General features: G+C 36.1%; 15 protein-coding genes, 2 tRNA genes and 2 rRNA genes. 7 read left to right on the top strand and 12 right to left on the bottom strand.

What is annotated here, in order from left to right:
• Positions 1-64: 64 nt before the first annotated feature.
• From CGC48_RS03880 to rrf, 4 genes are all read left to right on the top strand, one after another.
• Positions 65-138, top strand: a tRNA-Ile gene (locus CGC48_RS03880).
• A 132-nt stretch (positions 139-270) separates the two neighbouring features.
• Positions 271-344 (top strand) — tRNA-Ala (locus tag CGC48_RS03875).
• Between the two features lie 227 nt (positions 345-571).
• Positions 572-3,405: ribosomal RNA gene (locus CGC48_RS03870) — 23S ribosomal RNA — on the top strand.
• 116 nt (positions 3,406-3,521) lie between these two features.
• Positions 3,522-3,629: ribosomal RNA gene (gene rrf, locus CGC48_RS03865) — 5S ribosomal RNA — on the top strand.
• Positions 3,630-3,797: 168 nt separating this feature from the next.
• On the opposite strand, the gene CGC48_RS03860 is transcribed toward rrf, so the two are convergent.
• Both CGC48_RS03860 and CGC48_RS03855 read right to left on the bottom strand, forming a co-directional pair.
• On the bottom strand, positions 3,798-5,417 hold the full coding sequence (locus CGC48_RS03860) for an outer membrane beta-barrel family protein (RefSeq protein ID WP_098028527.1): 1,620 nt from the start codon (positions 5,415-5,417) through the stop codon (positions 3,798-3,800).
• Positions 5,418-5,480: 63 nt separating this feature from the next.
• Entirely contained in the window at positions 5,481-6,185 is a 705-nt protein-coding gene (locus tag CGC48_RS03855) for a carboxypeptidase-like regulatory domain-containing protein (RefSeq protein WP_098028526.1), read from the bottom strand.
• A 617-nt stretch (positions 6,186-6,802) separates the two neighbouring features.
• Between CGC48_RS03855 and CGC48_RS03845 the strand changes: the two genes are divergently transcribed.
• On the top strand, positions 6,803-7,822 hold the full coding sequence (locus tag CGC48_RS03845) for a TQO small subunit DoxD (protein WP_098028524.1): 1,020 nt from the start codon (positions 6,803-6,805) through the stop codon (positions 7,820-7,822).
• A 42-nt stretch (positions 7,823-7,864) separates the two neighbouring features.
• Positions 7,865-8,338 carry a type I restriction enzyme HsdR N-terminal domain-containing protein gene (locus CGC48_RS03840; RefSeq protein WP_098028523.1) on the top strand — a complete coding sequence of 158 codons (474 nt, stop codon included), beginning with the start codon at positions 7,865-7,867 and terminating at the stop codon, positions 8,336-8,338.
• Between the two features lie 39 nt (positions 8,339-8,377).
• Here CGC48_RS03840 and CGC48_RS03835 read toward each other — a convergent pair whose 3' ends face one another.
• Positions 8,378-9,799 carry a NupC/NupG family nucleoside CNT transporter gene (locus tag CGC48_RS03835; protein ID WP_198537152.1) on the bottom strand — a complete coding sequence of 474 codons (1,422 nt, stop codon included), beginning with the start codon at positions 9,797-9,799 and terminating at the stop codon, positions 8,378-8,380.
• Positions 9,800-9,819: 20 nt separating this feature from the next.
• Positions 9,820-10,434: a bifunctional nuclease family protein gene (locus CGC48_RS03830; protein ID WP_098028522.1), complete on the bottom strand. Its 615-nt coding sequence runs from the start codon at positions 10,432-10,434 to the stop codon at positions 9,820-9,822.
• Positions 10,435-10,623: 189 nt separating this feature from the next.
• Between CGC48_RS03830 and ypfJ the strand changes: the two genes are divergently transcribed.
• On the top strand, positions 10,624-11,484 hold the full coding sequence (ypfJ, locus tag CGC48_RS03825; RefSeq protein WP_098028521.1) for a KPN_02809 family neutral zinc metallopeptidase: 861 nt from the start codon (positions 10,624-10,626) through the stop codon (positions 11,482-11,484).
• A 49-nt stretch (positions 11,485-11,533) separates the two neighbouring features.
• On the opposite strand, the gene CGC48_RS03820 is transcribed toward ypfJ, so the two are convergent.
• From CGC48_RS03820 to CGC48_RS03785, 8 genes are all read right to left on the bottom strand, one after another.
• A complete protein-coding gene (locus CGC48_RS03820) occupies positions 11,534-14,041 on the bottom strand; it encodes a DUF5686 and carboxypeptidase-like regulatory domain-containing protein (protein WP_098028520.1) in 2,508 nt (835 codons plus the stop codon).
• 85 nt (positions 14,042-14,126) lie between these two features.
• Positions 14,127-15,182, bottom strand: a complete 1,056-nt coding sequence (locus tag CGC48_RS03815; RefSeq protein ID WP_041992377.1) for a phosphotransferase — start codon at positions 15,180-15,182, stop codon at positions 14,127-14,129.
• A gap of 74 nt (positions 15,183-15,256) precedes the next feature.
• Positions 15,257-16,123: a nucleotidyltransferase family protein gene (locus CGC48_RS03810; RefSeq protein ID WP_018279563.1), complete on the bottom strand. Its 867-nt coding sequence runs from the start codon at positions 16,121-16,123 to the stop codon at positions 15,257-15,259.
• Positions 16,124-16,164: 41 nt separating this feature from the next.
• Entirely contained in the window at positions 16,165-17,121 is a 957-nt protein-coding gene (locus CGC48_RS03805; protein WP_098028519.1) for a PhoH family protein, read from the bottom strand.
• A gap of 201 nt (positions 17,122-17,322) precedes the next feature.
• The gene (locus tag CGC48_RS03800) at positions 17,323-18,189 is read right to left on the bottom strand and encodes an OmpA/MotB family protein (protein ID WP_018279565.1); all 867 of its coding nucleotides are present in this window, start codon (positions 18,187-18,189) and stop codon (positions 17,323-17,325) included.
• A gap of 42 nt (positions 18,190-18,231) precedes the next feature.
• The gene (locus CGC48_RS03795) at positions 18,232-19,221 is read right to left on the bottom strand and encodes a glycosyltransferase family 2 protein (protein WP_098028518.1); all 990 of its coding nucleotides are present in this window, start codon (positions 19,219-19,221) and stop codon (positions 18,232-18,234) included.
• Positions 19,222-19,225: 4 nt separating this feature from the next.
• Positions 19,226-20,125: a DUF4249 family protein gene (locus tag CGC48_RS03790; protein ID WP_098028517.1), complete on the bottom strand. Its 900-nt coding sequence runs from the start codon at positions 20,123-20,125 to the stop codon at positions 19,226-19,228.
• 3 nt (positions 20,126-20,128) lie between these two features.
• Positions 20,129-22,495, bottom strand: a complete 2,367-nt coding sequence (locus tag CGC48_RS03785; RefSeq protein WP_098028516.1) for a TonB-dependent receptor — start codon at positions 22,493-22,495, stop codon at positions 20,129-20,131.
• Positions 22,496-22,901 lie beyond the last annotated feature (406 nt).

The following is a 22,901-nucleotide window of genomic DNA, read 5'->3' as shown; positions in this document are numbered from 1 at the left end:
TTTGGTAGTTAGTATTTTGGAGTTACATAAACTATTTGCTAATAGCTAGTGGCTAAAAAGATGCAGTCTCATAGCTCAGCTGGTTAGAGCGCTACACTGATAATGTAGAGGTCGGCAGTTCGAGTCTGCCTGGGACTACTGATAGTAATCAAGTTCATTGATATTAATATTGAAAGGAAATTTTAGAGGTTGATGCTTTTAAGATAGGTAAGAGTTTTGGGATTGATATAAACTATTCCCTATTGCCTAACCCCTAATACCTATATTTATGGGGAATTAGCTCAGCTGGCTAGAGCGCCTGCCTTGCACGCAGGAGGTCAAGGGTTCGACTCCCTTATTCTCCACGATAATAAGGATAAAGGATAAAGTGAGAGGTATAAAAATAAAACTTTACGTTTTTAACTTTGTACTTTTAACTTTACACTTTATACTTTCAAAAAGAGTTCATTGACATATTGGGATAAAAACACGAGAGATCAAATAAAATATTGATTAAATCGAGAAAGAAATAAAATATAAAAGAATCAAAGAGAACGAGGTACGCTTCTATCGATAGAAGCGACTACAAGCGCAATAAGTTATGTAAGGGCGTATGGGGGATGCCTAGGCTCTCAGAGGCGAGGAAGGACGTGATAAGCTGCGAAAAGCTGCGGGGATTGGCACATACGAGTTGATCCGCAGATGTCCGAATGGGGCAACCCACTGCATTGAAGGTGCAGTATCCTTTTTATAGGAGGCGAACCCGCTGAACTGAAACATCTAAGTAGGCGGAGGAGAAGAAAACAAAAGTGATTCCGAGAGTAGTGGCGAGCGAAATTGGATTAGCCCAAACCTATATTGTTACGGCAATATAGGGGTTGTAGGACCCGATATTGGTTGTTAAATGGAACTGGAAGTATTTGGAAAGATACACCATAGAGTGTGATAGTCACGTATAGGTAATTTTTAATAAATCATAGGGATATCCTGAGTAGGGCGGGGCACGTGGAACCCTGTCTGAATTTGCCGGGACCATCCGGTAAGGCTAAATACTCCTGAGAGACCGATAGTGAACCAGTACCGTGAGGGAAAGGTGAAAAGAACCGTGAATAACGGAGTGAAATAGACCCTGAAACCATACGCTTACAAGCGGTCGGAGCCCTTTTGGGTGACGGCGTGCCTTTTGCATAATGAGCCTACGAGTTACTTTTACCAGCGAGGATAAGCATTTCAGATGCGAATTCGTAGCGAAAGCGAGTCTTAATAGGGCGATTAAGTTGGTAGTAGTAGACGCGAAACCTGGTGATCTACCCATGGGCAGGTTGAAGCGCTGGTAACACAGCGTGGAGGACCGAACCGGTTGTCGTTGAAAAGACTTCGGATGACCTGTGGGTAGGGGTGAAAGGCCAATCAAACTGGGAAATAGCTCGTACTCCCCGAAATGTATTTAGGTACAGCGTCGTGTTATAGTTTATTAGAGGTAGAGCTACTGATTGGATGCGGGGGTTTCACCGCCTACCAATTCCTGACAAACTCCGAATGCTAGTAAATGATTCACGGCAGTGAGGGCATGGGTGCTAAGGTCCATGTCCGAAAGGGAAAGAACCCGGACCATCAGCTAAGGTCCCCAAATATATGCTAAGTTGACCAAACGCGGTCTGACTGCACTGACAGCTAGGATGTTGGCTTGGAAGCAGCCATACATTTAAAGAGTGCGTAACAGCTCACTAGTCGAGCGGTCGGGCATGGATAATACTCGGGCATAAGCATATTACCGAAGCTATGGACAATGTAAATTGTGGTAGGGGAGCATTCTAATGGCGTTGAAGGTGAGCTGTGAGGTTTGCTGGAGCGATTAGAAAAGAAAATGTAGGCATAAGTAACGATAAGGCAGGCGAGAAACCTGCCCGCCGAAAGATCAAGGTTTCCTCAGCTATGCTAATCAGCTGAGGGTTAGTCGGGTCCTAACGCGCATCCGAATTGGAGTAGTGGATGGACAACAGGTTAATATTCCTGTACTTTCATAACGATAAAAGTGACGGAATGAGGTAGACTCTGCGTACTGACGGAATAGTACGTTGAAGGTGTTGTTATGACATTGACAGTACACTAAGGCTTCGGCTGCGGTGACAATGAGTTGATAACGTTTCCAAGAAAAGCGAGTTATGAAACCCGTACCGTAAACCGACACAGGTGATTGGGATGAGAATTCTAAGGCGCTCGAGAGATTCATGGCTAAGGAACTAGGCAAAATAGACCTGTAACTTCGGGAGAAAGGTCGCCTCCTCATTGGGAGGCCGCAGTGAAAAGGTCCAGGCGACTGTTTATCAAAAACACAGGACTCTGCTAAATTGAAAGATGATGTATAGGGTCTGACACCTGCCCGGTGCTGGAAGGTTAAGAGGAGATGTTAGGAGCAATTCGAAGCATTGAATTGAAGCCCCAGTAAACGGCGGCCGTAACTATAACGGTCCTAAGGTAGCGAAATTCCTTGTCGGGTAAGTTCCGACCTGCACGAATGGTGTAACGATCTGGACACTGTCTCAGCCATGAGCTCGGTGAAATTGTAGTATCGGTGAAGATGCCGATTACCCGCAGTGGGACGAAAAGACCCTGTGCACCTTTACTATATCTTCGTATTGGTCTTGGATAAGTGATGCGTAGGATAGGTGGGAGACTTAGAAGCGGCTATTCCGGTAGTTGTGGAGTCGTTGTTGAAATACCACCCTTTGCTTATCTGAGGTCTAACTCCGCATAGAGTGGAGGACAATTCGTGGAGGGTAGTTTGACTGGGGTGGTCGCCTCCAAAAGCGTAACGGAGGCTTCTAAAGGTTCCCTCAGCACGCTTGGTAACCGTGCGTAGAGTGCAATGGCATAAGGGAGCTTGACTGAGAGACCTACAAGTCGATCAGGTACGAAAGTAGAGCATAGTGATCCGGTGGTTCCGTATGGAAGGGCCATCGCTCAAAGGATAAAAGGTACGCCGGGGATAACAGGCTGATCTCCCCCAAGAGCTCACATCGACGGGGGGTTTGGCACCTCGATGTCGGCTCGTCACATCCTGGGGCTGGAGAAGGTCCCAAGGGTTGGGCTGTTCGCCCATTAAAGTGGCACGCGAGCTGGGTTCAGAACGTCGTGAGACAGTTCGGTCTCTATCTACTGTGGGCGTTAGAAATTTGCGTGGTGCTGACTCTAGTACGAGAGGACCGAGTTGGACCAACCTCTAGTGTATCAGTTGTTCCGCCAGGAGCACCGCTGAGTAGCTACGTTGGGATGGGATAAGTGCTGAAAGCATATAAGTACGAAACCCGCCACAAGATGAGATTTCTTTTAAGGGTCGTGGGAGATGACCACGTTGATAGGTTACAGGTGTAAAGGCAGTAATGTCATAGCCGAGTAATACTAATAACCCGTAGACTTATTGCGTTAGAGATTCTTTTTCTTGTTGTTTATAACGTGTTTTTATCCTAGTATGTTACAATATTATGGTTGGTTGCTTAAAAGCATATTGCTTGTAGCTTATAGCGACTGATTCAACGATTTAAGGTGGTTATAGCGAAAGGTCTCACCTCTTACCATTCCGAACAGAGCAGTTAAACCTTTTAGCGCAGATGGTACTACGCAAGTGGGAGAGTATGTCGCCGCCTTCTTTAAAGTCCCTAAGTGAAAATTTAGGGACTTTTTTGTTTGTATAATGTTTTCAATATTTTAGCGTATATACTAAAAAAATAGATATTTTAAATAATAAAACAGCTTTATAATTTTAAAGCTGTTTTTTTATTATAATATCCTTTGAGTAGTAATCCTAGAATGTATGTTTAACTTCTTCCGCGTTCTTCTGCATTTCCTCCCTCTCTTTTTTGCACTGAAATTTTGCTATTTCCAAATTTATAGGTAAGCGAAAGACGTAGGTAACGCGTATCGTAGTATTGACAATAGCTTTCTGCAATGCCTTGTTGTTTAATTTTTTGGGTATAAGCCATTATATTGGTTTTGAAGATGTCGTTTGCATTGAGAGCAATAGTTAATTTTTTATCGAAAGCTAAATATTTTATACCCAAATCTAAACTTGAAGCCTCCGAGCTTTTTGATGTTTCATTGTCCCACGGAAACTGATACTCATACGATACACTTGCTTGTAAAGTTTTGTTTTCATTCAGCATAAAAGTATTTCCCAAATATTGATAACCTCCCCAACTTTTCATTGGGTCGGGAAATGCAGCAACATAAGGTTTTACATTTTCGTAAGTTACAACCATATACACAGAAAATTCCCACCACCAAAACAAACTTTTATTGATATTTACCGAAGCACTCCACTCATTACCATTAGCAAAATTTTCCCATTGGATTTGAGTTTCTTCCAAATCAGGATTGTGATACGTAATTTGAGTTCGGTTATCTTCTATATTAGAATATGATAACCCGAATGTTAGCCAATGTTTATAGGTATAGTTCAGCATTGCTCCTAATGAATAGGAAGGTTGTAAGAACGGATTTTCTACCACATATGATTTCGGATTCTGATAGTTTCTCCCTGGGTTAAGTGAAAAGAATTGCGGACGAAAAATACGACGGTTTACATTTGCCGAAATGTTGTGATTCTCATTAATTTGATATTGAATATATAATAATGTCGGGAAAAGTTTAAAGAGATTTCGTTTGTGTGTTTCATTATTTGCTAAAACGGAAACTCCTTTGGTTTGTGTATTTTCGCCTCGAAGCCCTGCTTTTACGCTCCATTTCTTTCCGAAAGATTTTGCCCAATCGGCGTACAGGGCTTGGGTATCTTCTGTATAAAGAAAGTGATCTTTGTGAGTAAGAGTCTTTATTTGATTTTCATCACGAAAATCGGATTCAGCTATATTATCAGTCTGTGTTCGGGCAATTTTTGCTCCGAAAGAAAGATTTCCCAACGAAACAGGTGTTTCCATATCTGCCTTAAAAGAATAATTATCTATCTGTTGCATTGAGAGAGAATTTCCAAATAATTTTGGTTGCGTATTTAGTTGATAATTATAGAAAATAGTGTTTAAATCATCGTTTCTATCTTTATTATAATGGAAATAATCATCGTCGATGGTAAGTTTAGCTCCTTTATCTCCGATTTTCTGCAAGAAATTCACATTAACAGACAGATTTTGAGTGTTTTCAGGTTTGTTTTGATGCGTTATGTATTCTTTCATCAGTTTCGGACTATTGTACAGATACGCACGACTTGCGGTAGAACCATTGATTTCCTTGTTAAAAAAGTTTCCCATAAATTGCACCCCAAGAGTACTTTTATCAGTTAGGTCGTAGTTTAAATTTAAAAGAGGCGACCAAATTTTCACCTTACTCTTAGACATTAAACGATTCACCCAATATTCTTTCTGATACCAAAAATGAATATCATTTTCGTAGTGCTGCTTGCCGTTCGTATATCCCAAATCAGCCAAAGCGGAAAACTTATTTTTTCGATAGGAAAAGTTTATGCCGTTGCGTAATTTCCCTACAATTCCCTACTGATAGGAAGTTCGAAGTGTAGTGCTCCAATGGTCTTCCTTGGCTTTTTTAAGTACGATGTTGATTAGCCCTGCATTGCCTTCGGCGTCGTATTTGGAAGGCGGTGTGGTGATAACTTCAATCTTTTGGATATTGTCGGACGCTATAGATTTGAGAAAATTGGTCAGTCCTTCTCCCGAAAGTTGCATTATTTTATCATTGACCATTACGCGTAAACCATTTTTGCCAACAATAGAAATATCTTCATTGTTAACTTGCACTCCTGGAGTCGATTTTAGCACGTCAAGTGCGTCTCCACCACTTGCTTGAACAGAATTTTCTACGTTGAAAACAATTCTGTCTACTTTCTGTTCTACAAGTTTTTTACGTCCTTCAACAGTTACGGCTTCCATCTGAATAGACTCATCAATTTTTATAACTCCTAAATCAGTATTTTTGGAAAGTGATACATTTTTGCTGAAAAGTTCCGTTCCGAATTGTTCTAAAATGAGGGTGTAATCGCCTTTCGGGATTTTCACCAAAAATTTGCCCGAAACATCAGTAAGTGTTCCTTGTACGGGTTTTTCGTCTTTCTTTAAGATGACATTCAGAAACTCAGCGGGTTTTTGCTGTTGATTTTTCACTTCTCCCGAAAGGGTGATTTCTTGAGAGTAAAGAACGGTAGCAAAAAGTAAACATAAAAAGGATAACGTGGTTTTCATATGATATTGATTATTGTTTTCTACCCTTGAAGACGTATGAAAGAAAAAAATGTTACAAAAAATCAGAAATTTTATTCAAAAAAATGTACATTTGCCCAATAACGCGTTTTCAAAATCCGTGAAAGAGTTGTTGTTACATATCAAAAAAGTTAAGTTCCTTTTTTGGGGAATGTTCATTTTGTTTTCGCTTACGCCCTGTACTGTGAAAGGGATTCTTTTTGATAGTGCTGAAATATCATTTTTTAAACCGCTTCATAAAAATAGAACGACTACCTCTTCATTTCAATGTCAAAATCTCGTCTTTGCGAATAAAAAACTTCGTACGGAATGTGTTCTAAATGTTTTTGATAATCACGAGAATGATTTGCTTTGTTCTACTGAGATATTTGCTTTTGATACAAAAATAAAAAAGGAGTATTTTAATCAAAATTCTGCAAATGCTCCTCCTAAATACATTCTTTTCAGGTGTTTAAGAATTCATTTAAGCTAATTTTTTATGGTAGGTGTCTAATTGAAATAAATTGAAAGAAACCTACAGCTATTATATTATTTTTACTTTTCTGATTTGGAAAGTAAGCTATTTTTGTAATAAAATTTTAATATTAAAAAGAGTTTAAATGAAAAATAATACATATCAGGAGCAATTCTCCTCTTGGGCAGGGTTGTTCGCTTTGTCTTTACGTTTGGTTATCGGTTGGACGTACTTTTCTGCCTTTTGGCGACGCGTAGTTTTAGAAGATAAACTTTCTCCGGAAGTGGCAGGTTATGTAGGTGAGAAGTTTAATCATTTTTTACCTAATGCATTGGGAATAAAACCTTTAATTGAATACTTAGTCTCTAATCCCGATAAATTAGAGTTTGCTATGATAGCCTTTACCATAGTGGAAGCGATTGTGGGCTTGTTCATTATGTTAGGGCTATTCACACGCTTGATGAGCGTTGGAGTTTTTTCTTTAGCAATGGGAATTTTGTTAGGTTCAGGATGGTTGGGAACCACTTGTTTAGACGAATGGCAAATCGGCGTTTTGGGCTTAGCGGGAGGTTTTACCATTTTCCTGACGGGTGGTGGATTTTATTCACTCGATGATTTTCTGATGCGTAAAAAATATGCTTTTACCTCCAAAAAATGTTTTAATTACTTAGGTTCAGGAATTTTGACAATCAAACAATTGAAACCTTTGGTATTGGTATTTTCATTATTAATCTTTTCGATTACGTTATTTACAAACCAATATTTTCACGGGGGAGTATTTGGAAAATTACATAATAAATCGGTGAAACCCAAGGTGGAAATCTCAAATGTGATGTTAGCTGATGATGAACTCACTTTTGAAGTATTTCGAGTAGAAGGAGCCGATGTGTATGGTTCTTTTTTAATTGAAATACAAATTTTAAATGAAAAAGGAGAAGTTTCTAAAAGTTGGAATATGAACTATTTATCAAAATTCCCTCAGGAAAAAATCAATAACTATTATGTAGCAAAAGTGAAGCCAGGCAAACATAGTTTGATATTGCCTTTGGGAGCAAAAGCAGATTTGTCAGTTTCGTTAGATGGATTACCTAAATCAGAAGTTAAAACGTTGAAACTTATTGATATTAGTGGAGCTGAGTGGACTGCCGAAATACACCGAAAATAAAGTATGTTTGTTCTTATTAAGAAGATTATTTAACTTTGCCTTATGCAAAGATTAAATTTCAAAGAATATTCTTTTCGATTCAAAAAAATAGATGATAAGTTATTTATTTTTGATGAAATCAGAAAGAAATTTGTAGCATTACAGCCAGAAGAATGGGTACGTCAGCACGTTATTCGTTTTCTGATAGAGGAAAAAAAAGTACCAAAATCACTGATAAATGTAGAGAAAGAAATAACCATTAATGGTCTGGTAAAACGTTATGATATAGTAGTTTTCTCAAGAAATGGCAATATTCTTTTGGCTGTAGAGTGTAAGGCTCCTATGATACAAATTTCGCAAGCGGTTTTTGACCAAATTGCACGTTATAATTTAATGTTGAAATCTAAAATTTTAATGGTAACCAATGGTCTAAATCATTATTTCTGTCAGATGGATTACGAGAAGGGTAAATATCTTTTTCTGAAAGAATTGCCCGAGTATGATTTTTTAACTAAAATGAAAGAGGATAAAGATTGAAAAAAATCTTTATCCTCTTTTTTCTATGTTTTAAGGAAATTATCCTATAATCATTCCTGCAATAGTTGCGGAGAGAAGTGAGGCTAACGAACCACCCAAAACGGCCTTCAGTCCAAATTCAGAAAGAGTTTTTCGCTGACTGGGAGCTAAAGAGCCAATCCCTCCAATTTGTATTCCGATAGAGGCAAAGTTTGCAAATCCACAAAGCATATATGTTGCGATGATTACCGATTTGTCATACAACAAATGTGTGGCACTTGCAACATTTTTCAAATCGGCTAATTGTGTGTATGCTACAAACTCAGAAGAAGCTAATTTTACCCCTAAAAGTTGCCCCATTAACATCATATCTTCTTTGGGAACACCAATAAGCCACATTAATGGAGAGAAAACAAATCCTAAAATCATTTCCAATGACAGGCTTTTGTAAGGCGTATTTTCTGCAATGAATCCATTCAAGGAAGTGAAATCTCCTACCCAAGAAAAGAAATAATTAATCATTGCAATAAAAGCTACAAAAACCAGTAGCATCGCTCCCACATTGGCTGCTAATTTCAGTCCTTCAGTGGTTCCGTTGGCTATTGCGTCTAATACGTTAGAACCTACATTTTCAACAGATACTTTTGAGTCATTTGAAAAAGTTTCAGTTTGTGGATATAATATCTTTGAAACTACAATGGCTCCAGGTGCTGCCATTACAGAGGCTGCCAATAAGTGTTTGGCAAACATCAATCGTAAGGCTGGGTCATTTCCGCCTAAAAAACCAATATAAGCTGCTAAAACACCACCTGCCACAGTAGCCATTCCACCAATCATAACAAGTAAAATTTCGGAACGAGTCATTTTTGCAAGATAGGCTTTAATCATCAGTGGAGCTTCGGTTTGCCCTAAAAATATATTTCCTGCTACGGAAAGGCTTTCTGCTCCCGAAATTCCCAAAAACTTGGATAAAAACCAAGCCAATCCCCGTACAATGATTTGAATAACACCTAAATAGAAAAGTAGAGAGGTTAAAGCAGAAAAGAAAATAATTGTAGGTAAAATCTGGAAGACAAAAATAAAACCATACGTGTTGCTATCCATCAGTCCTCCTAATAAAAATTCGCTTCCAGCTTTAGTAAAATCTAAAATCAAAACGAAAATTCCTCCTACTTTTTCAAATATATTTTGTATAAAGCTCACTTTCAGCACGCCAAAAGCCAGTAAGATTTGTATTCCGAGCCCAATGCCAACAGTTTTCCAGTTGATTTTCTTTCTGTTACTACTAAAAATGTAAGCAATCAGTAAAAGAACAACCATTCCTAAAACGCCTCTGTACAGATTTTCAAATGTAAAACCTTGACTTTGTATAAGTTTTGCGGTTACTTCGGTCGAAGTTTCCAACTCTTGTTGCACATCTTGAGCAAAAATAAATGCGGGAAAGAAAAAAAATATACCAAGAATTTTTAATACTGTATTCATCTTTGATTTGTAGGATTAATTTATAGTGATTTTTCTCTTTTTGTTATTTCGTCTCGGATTTGAGCTGCTAATTCATAATCTTCATTTTCCACACAATCATTGAGCATTCGTTTTAAATCTTGAAGTGAATGATGTTCAAAGCGATTTTTTTCTTTAGGAGATTCCTGTTTTTCAGGATAATCCAGTGTAGGACTTATGGTTGTCTCTATAGTATAATTTTGATTAGGAATTTGAACACCAGCTTTTTGCAGAATACTTTTGTACGTGTAAATAGGAGCTTTGAAACGCAGAGCGATTGCAATGGCATCACTTGTACGAGCATCAATGGAGTGTTCAATTCCGTTTTGTTCACAAATCATATTGGAATGGAAGATTCCTTCAGTTAATTTGTGAATAATGATTTTGTTCACTTTTACTTTGAAAGTTTGTGCAAAAATTTTGAAAAGGTCGTGAGTTAAAGGTCTTGGAGGAATCATATTCTTATCCATTTCGAGGGCAATAGCCTGAGCTTCAAAAGCACCAATAACAATTGGTAATTTTAAATCAGATTTTAACTCGTGTAAAATTAATACGAAAGCCTCATTTTGAGATTGGCTGTAGGCAATTCTTTCTACGGAAAGTTCAACTAAGTCCATTATGTTTGAAATTCAATGTGGTATTCAGATGGTAAAAATAGTGTAAAAAAATAAGACTAAAAAGTATTTGTTTAAAATTTACTTTTTGGGGTTTGAATATTAGCATAGTTGTACTAAATTTGCCAAAAGTATATCAGAGATTTATGCTGATTTGTATGAGTTATCTATTGAATAAAAAAACGTAATATTATGAAATGGCAAGGTAGAAGACAGAGCAAAAACGTAGAGGACAGAAGAGGAATGGGAGCAGGTAAGAAAATAGCTGCTGGTGGAGGAGTATTGGGAATTATTATTGTGCTTTTACAACTCTTCGGTGGAGAAACAGGTCAGAATATTGCTCCAGTACTTGAGCAATTTAATAGAGGGCAACAGGTGGAGCAAACTTCACGAGCTATAGAACTTACAGAAGAGCAAAAACAAATAGGTGAATTTGCTGCAACTGTTTTGGCGGATACAGAAGATGTATGGGAAAAAATTTTTGCAGAGAATGGCTTAGGAACTTATAAAAAGCCAACATTAGTGTTATTTACAGATGTGGTGGAGTCGGGCTGTGGAAGAGCAACGGCTTCTGTGGGTCCATTTTATTGTCCTGCAGACCATAAACTTTATATGGATATGGCTTTTTTTGAGGAACTTAGAATAAGATTTGGAGCTAAAGGAGGGGATTTTGCTATAGCTTATGTAATGGCTCACGAGGTTGGTCATCATATACAAACACTTTTAGGTACTTCACAGAAGTTAAGACAAGCACAACAAGGAAAAAGCAAAAAAGAAGCTAATAAATTGTCAGTTGCTTTTGAATTACAGGCTGATTTTTACGCAGGAGTTTGGGCTCATCATAATAAAAAATATTTGGAAGAAGGTGATATAGAGGAAGCTATGAGTGCAGCTCACGCAGTGGGAGATGATGCTATCCAAAAACGTATGCAAGGACACGTAGTGCCAGATTCGTTCACGCACGGAACTTCTGAACAACGTAAAAAATGGTTTATGAAAGGTTATACAACAGGAGATATAAGACAGGGAAATACATTTGCAGAAATTGATTAAAAGCGAAAAAGATTCAAAAACATAACTTAGTTTTTGAATCTTTTTCATTTTAGAATACAGGAGCAATTCCCAATCTAATTCCAAATTTCGGATTTCTCACGCCATTCACGTCATTAAAATCACTTCGCCAAACAAAGTCGAGACGTATGAAACGGAAATTTCCCAGACCAATATTCTCAATTCCAAAACCATATTCCCAGTACAATTTGTTTGGAGCATTGAAAACCACATTTGAAATGGTGGCATCTTTATTCTTGTCAGAAATAGTTCCATAGGCAAAACGAGCGAAGATTAAACTTCTCAATCTTGTATCTCTAATCCAAGGTATTCTATTGAAAATAAGCCCCTCAAAATGATGTTCAAAATAACCATTTACGTAAGTGTCCGTTATAAAATCATAATAATCCAATAAAATAAATGTGTTAGGAGCCGTTGAAAAAGATTGATTTGCTGGAGTAGGGCTTAACACAGTTAAAGGCACAGTACCAAATATTTTTCCTGCTTCAACCGAAGTCAAAAGTAAGCCATAACCAAAAAGTGGAATCGGTTTTTGTATTAAAAGCTGTAATTTATCATAGTTGAACTGGCTATTAAAAACATCTTTTACTCCTTTGGTGTATTTAATTTGGTAGGTTGAAAATAACTTTTTGCCAAAGCGTTGTTCTACCCCGTAACCATATACGTTTCTTTTAGGAGTATATGAAAGGACTATCCCTGTATTGAAATCAGTATAATTATTTAGTATCTCTTGATTTTCAGGGTTTTTGTAAGCTATCGAAAAATGATTTTCATCGGCAGATTTGGTTCTTTGATGTGTGCCGAAAAATGAAACTTCGAAATTTTTATGAATCCCAACGGAAACCAAACTTTGCCATTTCTTGTTGTGAGTCAGATAGTAATTTTCACCTCGAGCAATGATGAAATTGGTCGTTTTGCTGAAATCTAATCGAGTGTCATCGTGCATTACAAAGCTACCCAATTGCAAATTGTCATTCTGGAAGGAAGCTCCAAATGTAACACGTGGATAATGTGTTAATAGATACTTAGCACTAATTCCGTATTTGAATTTGTGGTCACGCAATCCGTAAGCTCCATAGAAATATGACCGAAATCTATCTTCTGTTGAAACATAAGTTTTAAATCCTGCTCTTAATCTTCCTCCTTCTATATCGTTTCGTGAATAGATTTGTCCAAGATTCCCAAATTTCAGATACTTTCCTGCAGGAATATAGCCTGAACCAATGATATCCATAAGGTCTGCAATTAGTTTAATACGTCGATTGTTTCCAACTTCCTGTATCAATGTTTTCGTTTTGCTTAAATGGCTGGAAGCGGTAGCATTATCATTCCAATACGAATTATCTTTGGCAAACTGATTTTTAGAGACTCTCACAGTTTGCTCATCATAGAATGAAGAAGGTTTTGGTTTATTTATCACAACATCGGAAAAATAAATTTCATTGTGAACGTATAGCCCTTTTTCGTCTTCTCTTTTTGTAACTAACGTGAAATCACCTTCTTGTATTTCTTTTATAGGATAATAGATAGAATCATTTTCGATGGCAAAATGTTTTTCAAAGAACAAACTCCTTACCATATTAATATTGGTTTTTGGAGTTGTTTTCATTTCTATTGATTTGATAATAAATGTTTTACTATCTACTGTAAAAAATCCTTCTAAAGCCAAATCTTGGTCTGATTTTGGAAAGAAATGAATTTTGTAGAACATTCGGTTATTTTCTGAAATAGAATCACTTAGTACGTAATGATACGTTCCATAACCAAACTCGGAAAGTGGACCAACAAAAGGTTTATTCAGAATGATATATGAATTATCATAAATTTCAAATTCATCAAAAGCACGGCTAATTCGTTCTAAGCCAAATCCTTCCTGAACGATTCCTTGTGAACGCTCAGCTTGGATATCAACACGTTTTTTACCAGAAATGTTATTTTCATAAACTTTTTCAATGGTTTCTTTTAGATACATAGGAAGCGAAAAATGCTCTTTGTATTTCTTTTCGGAAAGGATTTTTCGTATGGTATCGTATTCTTCTCCTAAAGTTGTTTGTAAGAAAATACTATCCAAGTTGTTCAATCCCAGTTCTGTAGAGTAATGTTTTTTGTATTCGTAGGCTGTAGAATTTCGCAAACCTCGTTTTGATTTGTTTTTCCAAATACCTTTCAAAATAGGATATGCAGGATTTTCTTTTTTGGACAAGGCTTTTTTAGGTTTTCCTATAATGGTAACTTCCTCAAGTATTTCTCCTTCAGCTAGTACCACAACCAAATTATGTACATCAGCCTTATTTAAAGATACTCTGTTAGTGGCATATCCAATGAATGAAACTTCTATTTCACGATGCTTTTTTTCGGAGTACAACGAAAATTTTCCTTCTTCATCTGTTGATGTACCTATCGTGGTTTTTGGGAAAATTACATTGGCATAAGGGATTGGATTTCCGTCTTCATCAATTACTTTTCCTGAAACGTTTGTTTGACAGAAAATGTAAAAGGGAAGGAAGAACAATAGTATAGAAAAATATATTCTCATCATAATTTAATAATAAATCTGTCTGAAAAGGGGGCAAATATAAACCTTTTCAGACAGATTTTTAAAATTAATAGGTTAATTTTATGTTCTATTTAAAGCATTTTGCTGTAATTTCTCTTAGTTCAGCTTCTTTCTCTTCCAAACGTTGCAACAACACAAATTGATTTCTTGCACGAATGAAATTTTCATCTTCAAAGTGCGTTTTGAAGTAAATATCATTGTTAAAATAATCTGTCAGGAAGCGAACTCCAATGATGAAAATCATATACTTAGCTCCGTCTAAAATCATATTTTTTTCAGTTTCCGTCATTACATTTTTCATCACAGAGAAACCTTTACAGATAGCCTCAAAGAATGAAGTGTTGAATACAATTTTGGACTCATCTAACTCATTTTCATTAGTTGGACTAACAGAAGTTCGAACCATATCTCCAAAGTCATATAACAAGATTCCTTGCATTACTGTATCTAAGTCAATTACTTTGAAGTCATTAGGATTATCTTTGTTAATCAGAACGTTGTTGATTTTAGTGTCGTTGTGTGTTACACGAATAGGAATGCGTTTTTCATCAACAGCTTTTTTTACTTCATCAAAAATAACCTTGTGTGATTTAGCAAAATCGTAGAGGTGTTGTGCCTTTTTAATCCGCTCAGGTTTTGCTTGTGCATAGGCTTCTTCCAATTGCTGAAAACGCTTTGGTCCATTATGGAAATCAGGAATGGTATCTTGAAGTTTATCAGTATCTATTTTTTCAAAAGTTTTGATGAAAGTAGCATAAGCCGAAGCTGCTTTTTCCGCTTGCCAAGCTTCCTCTACAAATTCATAAGCAACGTAATTTTTTGCAAAAGGAACAGTCCTCCAAACAGCATTTTCTGTTTCTATAGAATAACCTCCTGTTTTTACGGGTAACATATTCAAAATAATATTATTATCTGAAACCGTTTCCCAAAGTAGCTCTATATTTTTTATAATGGCGTGAGGTTTTTTAAAAACATTAATGTTAATACCTTGAAGAACGTATTCATCTTCAGTGGTTTTTACTAAAAAAGTGTAGTTAATATGCCCATTTCCGAAAGGTTCTACGGAAATTATTTCTCCTTTTAAATCGAACAAAGGAGCTATTTTTTCGGCTGTGGTTTTCATTGTTTTTTAAAATTTAATAAGATGAGAAAGAAGATTTTTTAATTTTCAACTTTCTCATCTTAGTGGTTAATTATTTAAAAATTTTCTGGATATTTTCCGTTTTTTGTCAGATTTTGAATTTCATTCTTAACTTTTTCCAAATCTTCACGATAAGTCATTCCGAACCAAGCATCGTTATTAGGAAGAACTTCCAAAACGTAACCTTCTTTTTCGATAGCGTGTTGAACAATCAAAGGAATGAAAAATTCCGCTTTTGGTTTGTCTCTGTTTGCTTCAACAAAATCGGCAAAAAGTTTTTCTGTCATTGGGAAAATTTCAGGAGTGAATCCCCAGAAATTCATAGAAACAAAATCATTGATATCATAGTTAATTCCTGTTTCTTGGTCTACAACGGTAGTATCATTTACTTTTATAAGTTTTGTAGCCTCTACAATTGATTGTAAATGATTGTTGCTGTCCACTTTGCAAATTCCTCGCGATACCGTTCCATTTTCACTTAGCGTGTTTCTTAACAGATAACCAGCGGAGAAGAAAGTTTTATTTTTTCCTGATTTTAAGGCTTTTGCCATAAAGTGGAATGCATCTTTTCCATAGTAGTCATCGGCATTAATGATAAGGAAAGGATTTTTTACCACATCTTTTACGCAAAGCATTGCGTGTCCAGTTCCCCAAGGTTTTTGACGTTCAATTCCTTTTGGGTTTTGTAAATCTTGGTACACGAAAGAAACTGGCACTCCTTTAAAACGGTTTTCTAAATGTGTTTTAGTTAGTTGGTCAATTTCTGTTCTGATAATCATAACTACATCCGAGAAACCTGCCTCAAGAGCATCAAAAATTCCGTAGTCAAATAAAGCATTTCCGTTGTAAATTTCTTGTAATTGCTTGTCCGAACCGAAACGGCTACCCAAACCTGCGGCTAAAATCACTAATGTTGTATTCATACTTTTTTATATTTTTATAACTTTGTTATGTGAGTTTTTTATTATGCTTCCATATTTTCGATGCTTTTGTAAGCTTCGATAATGTTTTTTACTAATGGGTGACGTACCACGTCTTTATCGTCCAAGTGTAAAATTCCAATTCCTTTTACATTTCGTAAGATGAGCAAAGCTTCTTTTAATCCTGAAGAAACTCTACGAGGGAGGTCTATCTGTCCTGGGTCGCCAGTTATCATAAACTTAGCATTTCGTCCCATTCTAGTTAGGAACATTTTCATTTGTGCGTGTGTAGTGTTTTGTGCTTCGTCCAGAATTACAAAAGCATTATCAAGTGTACGCCCTCGCATAAAAGCCAAAGGAGCAATTTCAATGACCCCTGTTTCGATAAATCCAGCAAGTTTTTCATACGGAATCATATCTCGAAGAGCGTCGTAGAGGGGTTGCATATAGGGGTCCAGTTTTTCTTTTAAGTCTCCTGGCAGAAACCCCAAATTCTCTCCAGCTTCCACTGCAGGACGAGTTAAAATGATACGTTTTACTTGTTTTTCTTTCAAAGCTTTAACGGCTAAGGCAACACCCACATAGGTTTTTCCTGTTCCCGCTGGTCCTACAGCAAAAATCATATCATTTTTCTTCATCAACTCAACCAATTTAACTTGGTTTTTTGTTTGTGGACGAATGACTTTCCCGTTTACCCCGTGAACAATGATGTCTTTATCGTTTTTTGAATCAGTTTCAGTAGTTTTTCCGTTGGAATTCAGTATGCCATCAATTGATTGCACATCCAATCGGTTGTATTTTGAATAAAAGTTGATTAGTTGTTCAATTTTCTTTTCAAAATCTTTCAACTGCTCTTCTTCTCCGAAGGCACGAATGCTATTTCCTCGTGCTACAATTTTTAGTTTTGGGAAATGAGCCTTAATTTGCTTTATATTAGCTTCTCTTTCACCGAAAAAGAGCTGTGGATTTATTTCTGTAAGTTCTAAAGTAATTTCGTTCAAAGTTTTTATCTTTTCTAAGGATTCAACAAATGCTGAATGCTAATTAAACAGTGCAATTTTATAAAAAAAAACACTCATTTGCAAGAGAAAACGTTTTTATTTTGAATATTGAATAGAAGTCCAAATGAAAAAGTAGGAAAAATAAAAAAAAGTAGTCAAGATTTTCTCTCAACTACTTTTTTAAATAGATTGTTTACAAAATTAGTTATTAATTGCAGGATCTTTCATTCCTTGCTCTATCATATTATAGAATTGGTCAAGTTTTGGAAGTACTACAATACGAGTTCTTCTATTTTGAGCTTTTCCTTCTCTGGTTTCGTTAGTAGTTACTGGAACATATTCACTTCTTCCTGCAGCCGTCATACGTGATGGGCTAACGCCAAAATCATTTTGTAAGATACGAACAACTGCGGTAGCTCTAAGAACACTCAAATCCCAATTGTCTTTAATTGAGCTATTTGCTTTGAAAGGAACATTGTCGGTGTGTCCTTCTACCATAAACTCGAAATCAGGTTTATTTTTAACAACCATTGCTACCTTACCCAAAACCTCTTTTGCTCGATTTGTTACGGCATAACTTCCACTGCTGAATAGCAACTTGTCAGAGATATTTACAAAAACAACACCTTTTTCTACCTTTATTTCGATGTCTTGATCGTCCAAGTTTCCGATAGCTCCCTTGAGGCTTTGAACCAAAGCTAAGTTTACAGAGTCGCGGCGAGTTACAGCATCTCGTAAGTTTTTGATTGTAAGGTCTTTTTCTCGAAGACTTTCCAATGATTTTTCAAGATTTTCAGCTCCTTTTTGGGTCAAAGTGGTAAGATTACCCATATTGTTGATAAGCTGTTGGTTATTTTCTTTTAGTAAGTCATTCTGATTTTTCAAACTTGCAACTTGATGTTGTAATCCTTCATAATCTTTCAAACAGATATTTAACTTCATTGTTGCTGAGTTTAATAAATCTTCTGTTTGTTTGTGCTTGTCAGCCAACTCTGCATATTTCTTTTTAGAAACACACGAAGTTGCTAAAATACTCACTAACGAAACAGCAATAAAAATTTTTCTCATCTCTAAATGTTTAATAGTTAGACCGCAAAGTTACTAAAAAAATCAATGGAAATCACTAAAAAACTTCTTATTTTTAACAAAATATAGCCAAACAATTGATTTTGTGTTGTAATATGAAGGGAAAGTTTGTTCTGGTCTTTTGTTTTTGAATTTTAAAAAATTGTGGTAGAAATTCATATGAGCTTTGAATATCGCCCAAGTAAACCAAATTTTTCCCTGTAGAAGGAAACGTATTCCAGCAATTCCATCAAAAATTAGTCTGATAAATAGTGTTTTATATAGGTTTTCTTGCGGAAGATTTTTCAGAAGCATAAATAAACCATTTCTGAAATTCAGAAAAGTTTTCTTAGGGCTATCTACTGGAAGAGTAGCGCCGCCAACGTGATACACAATGCTTTCAGGGCAGAAAACAACTCGCTTGTTGAGGTGGTGAATTCTCCAACAAAGGTCTATTTCTTCTTGATGTGCAAAAAAGTCTTCATCAAAACCTTTTAGTTGATTGAAAACTTCCGAACGTATAAAAAGACAGGCTCCCGAAGCCCAAAAAATATCTGTTTGGGAGTTGTATTGTCCATAGTCTTCTTCTATCGTTTCAAAAATACGTCCTCGACAGAAAGGAAAGCCATATTTGTCAATAAAACCACCAGCTGCACCTGCATATTCGAACATTTTTTTGTTCTTATAATCCAAAATTTTAGGTTGAACTGCCCCGATTTCAGAATTTTTGAAAACATTTATGACTGGAAGTAGCCAATTTTCAGTAACTTCAATATCTGAGTTGAGTAAACAATACACATCTGCAGAAATTTTTGCTAGTCCCCAGTTGTAACCTTGAACATATCCACCATTTAAAGGATTTCTGATAAGTTGAACATCTGGAAAATGGGATGTTAAGTAGGAAATAGAGTCGTCAGAAGAGGCATTGTCGATTACATAAATGTCTGCTTCTTGCGAATATGCTACAACCGAAGGTAAAAACTTCTCTAATAAGTGTTTTCCGTTCCAATTAAGTATGACGACAGCTATTTTCATAAGGTTATTTTACCTCGTAGGATATTTCAGAGTATTGCGAAACGCGAAAAGCTCCTAAAGGGTTTTCTTTGGGGTTTTCTGTGTTCACAACATTACCATACACACGTGAAGGAATGGTAAATCCGCCCTCTCGTCTGCTGTTGGTTGTGTTGCTTATGAGAATATTAACAAATTGTTGATATTGAGGAGAAACGCGGAAAAGAGTCGCTCTTACTCGATATCCTTTCTTTAAAATCAATTCCATAAGGCTTGTTGTAAAGAAGAATTTGCGATCGGAAAGAAGTTCGTCATTCAGGCTGATAAAGACATCTTTGTTATGATCTTTTAATTTTATAAAATAGTTATTTTCTTCGTTTGGAATACCATCAAAAGGAAATTTTACCTCTATTTTATCTTTGAATAGCCCTCCATCAGCTTTTTGTGTTACGTTGTCAGGATTTATGACAGGAACTTCTCGCATTTTTTCCTTTGCTATGTAGGTTTTACCTTTATACTCAATGGTAAGAATGTACTCTTTCCCTACTGATGGTATAATTCCGTCAGTGTTTGCATAGATACTTCCCCCTTTAGAAGGGAAAAAAGCAATTCCCGCCAAGTCTTTATCTTTTGTATATAAATCTTTGTAATCTTCTGGGAATATTTCTTTTAAAGGATATATTTCTCCGTCGCTTGTTGATACTTTTACGACTGCTCCACTAACTTTTTCTGATGGAGATTGGTCGTAATAATTCGTTGTGTAACTTAAATGTACAATAGGAAAGGCTTTTTCATTTCCTTTTTTCCAATCGATGTGGGCATCAACTACCAATTGTTTTTCTTGCGTATCTAAAGACAGGTCAATCACTTCCTCACAAGAAGTGAGTAAGGTTGTGACACACAAAAATATGTAAATAATTTTTTTCATAGTTTAAAAGATAAAGTTATACGTTACACTTGGGACAATTCCGAAGATAGAAAGCTTAACAGCTTCGTTTCTTCTTGTTTCCTCATTCTCTCTGAAAGAGATAGAAATGGCATTTTTACGATTGTAAACATTGTACAGACCAAAATTCCATTCGCTTTTCCATCGTTTGTCCTTCCTTGTAGGTGTGTAAGTTGCCGATAAATCCAAACGATGGTAACTTGGAAGCCTATATGCATTGCGTTGGCTGTAATTGGGAACGGTTAGCCCCAGATATTGGTATTTACCAACGGGGAAATTGGCGGGTAAGCCTGTTTGATAATTGAAAATCGCTCCGAAAGTCCATTTTTTATTTAAGGCATACATAGCTGTAACGGAAAGGTCGTGAGGTTTGTCATACGCAGTATTGTACCAATTTCCGTAATTGATGCCAATTTCTTCAGGAGTACGTCCTTTGGTTTGTTGCTCGGATTTTGAAAGTGTGTAAGCTATCCACCCGGTTAATTTTCCTGTGTTTTTGCGGAGTAATACCTCCAACCCGTATGCACGACTGTGTCCATTCAATATAACTCGCTCGATGTCTTCTTTAGCAATAAGATTTGCTCCATCAATATAATCCAAACGATTTTTTACAAATTTGTAATATCCCTCAACTTCCAAACTATATTTGTTTTCTGACAGATTACTTGCAAAACCTACCGCAAACTGATTGGCTTGTTGCGGTTTTAAGAAGCGGTCGCTCGGAGCCCAAACATCAAGTGGGGTAGGAGAAGACGTGTTAGTTATCAAATGTAAATATTGCGAAGTACGTGCATAACTCGCCTTGAAGGATTTGTTGTCATTCAAAGCATATGAGAGCGTAAATCGTGGTTCTAAATTACTAAATAAGTCAATGATTTTTCCGCGATGATAGTATGTAGAACCAATTGGAGTGGCTTCTTGATAAATTTGTAAGTCACGATTGAAAACTACAGCTTTGTCATCTTTATAATCGTGCATATAACGTGTACCTAAATGATAGAAGGAACTTAACCTCAATCCGAATGAAGCACTTAACGAAGACGTTATATTATGTTCGGAATCAATATATATTCCTGTTTCTAAAGCATTCTTATTGGGTAATTGAAGATTTTTTATGGAAGAAGTAGGTGTAGTTGGAGATAATTTCCCAGGCATAAACCTGTAAAGCAATCCTTGTACACCATAACTGAGTTTCCAATTCTCAGAAATATAGTTTCTAAAATCATACTTTAAATTGAGGTTTTTAATTCCTGAGTCCCACTGAAATTCAATAGGATCGAGGCGAAAACCATAATAGTAATCACTAAAGATTAATGAAAGATTTGAGAAAAGACGGCTATTGAAAATATGATTCCAACGCAGATTAAAAAGAGCATTTCCGTATACGTTTTTAATCACATCACTTAGCTCAAATAAGTCTCTCCCGAAATATCCTGACAAATAAAATGTGTTATTCTGGTTAAGTTGATAAGAAAGTTTGGTGTTAAGGTCATAAAAATATGCCGTATTGTCATTGTTACGAAGTTTTAGAAACAAATGTGCATACGAGGCTCTTCCTCCAAAAAGAAAGGACGCTTTGTCTTTAATAATAGGACCTTCTGCCAGTAACCGAGAGGATAGTAATCCGATACCACCAGTCATTCCAAAATCGTTGCGGTTACCTTCCTTTTGATAGATATCCAAAACGGAGGAAATCCTACCTCCATATCGTGCTGGAATACCTCCTTTGTAGAGTTTCATATCCCGAACAGCATCGGCATTGAAAACGCTTAAAAATCCAAACAAATGTGATGAATTGAAAATAACAGCTTCATCTAAAAGAACTAAATTTTGGTCAGCGGCACCACCACGCACGTTAAAACCTGAAGAGGCTTCTCCAGCATTGCTCACACCAGGAAGTTGCATTAAAGATTTTACGATGTCCACCTCTCCAATAAGTACAGGAAGTTTTTTGATTGTAGCAATAGGAACACTAATAGTACTCATTTCGGGCTTTCGGATATCCACTTTTTGCGAGGCGTTGGCAGTAATCTCAACGGCATCAAGCTCTACAGCCTGAGGAGAAAGTTTATAATCCTTGCGTATGTTCTTATCTAATGTAATGGTTTCGATGATGGTTTCAAACCCCATATAGTCTACCAAAATTTCGTATTTTCCTTCAGGAAGTGTGATAGAATAGAAGCCATACTCATTGGTATAGGTTCCTGTGTTCAACTTTTTGATGATGAAATTTACACCAAGCATCTTTTCTCCGTTGGAAGCATCAGAAATTACCCCACTAATTGTATATTTTTTTTGAGAATATGTTGCCAGACTTAAGAGAAAAAGAATGAAGAAAGCTACTTTTTTCATATAATTTTTTATTTGTGGCAAATATAGTCATTAATTTGTTAATTTCATAAATCAAAATGCTTTTTATTGACAGAAAAAATATGTTTTTTTAGAAAAAGAAGAGCTTATATTTGGATTTATCTTAAATTTTTATAAAATTTCTATTTTGTATCTGCCTAATTACGTTGGTAAATTTTATTTTGTTTGTGTTTTTGTGTGTCTCTACCTTTTTTCAATGTTGAAAGTATTTGTAAAAGGATTGATTTGTGTACAAAATATAAAAATTCTTACACAAATATGATGTCAAAACCTTGTTTTAATTTTTAAATGGGGAATTATATCGCATTATCAGTCTATTTTTAATGTAATTATTATAAAAATATGGAGTTGATAGCTTCTTTTCTATTTGATTTGACGTAAAATATGA

The organism is Capnocytophaga cynodegmi (assembly GCF_002302475.1).
GTDB classification, from domain to species: Bacteria; Bacteroidota; Bacteroidia; order Flavobacteriales; family Flavobacteriaceae; genus Capnocytophaga; species Capnocytophaga cynodegmi.
This window is presented reverse-complemented; position numbering and strand designations above follow the sequence as displayed.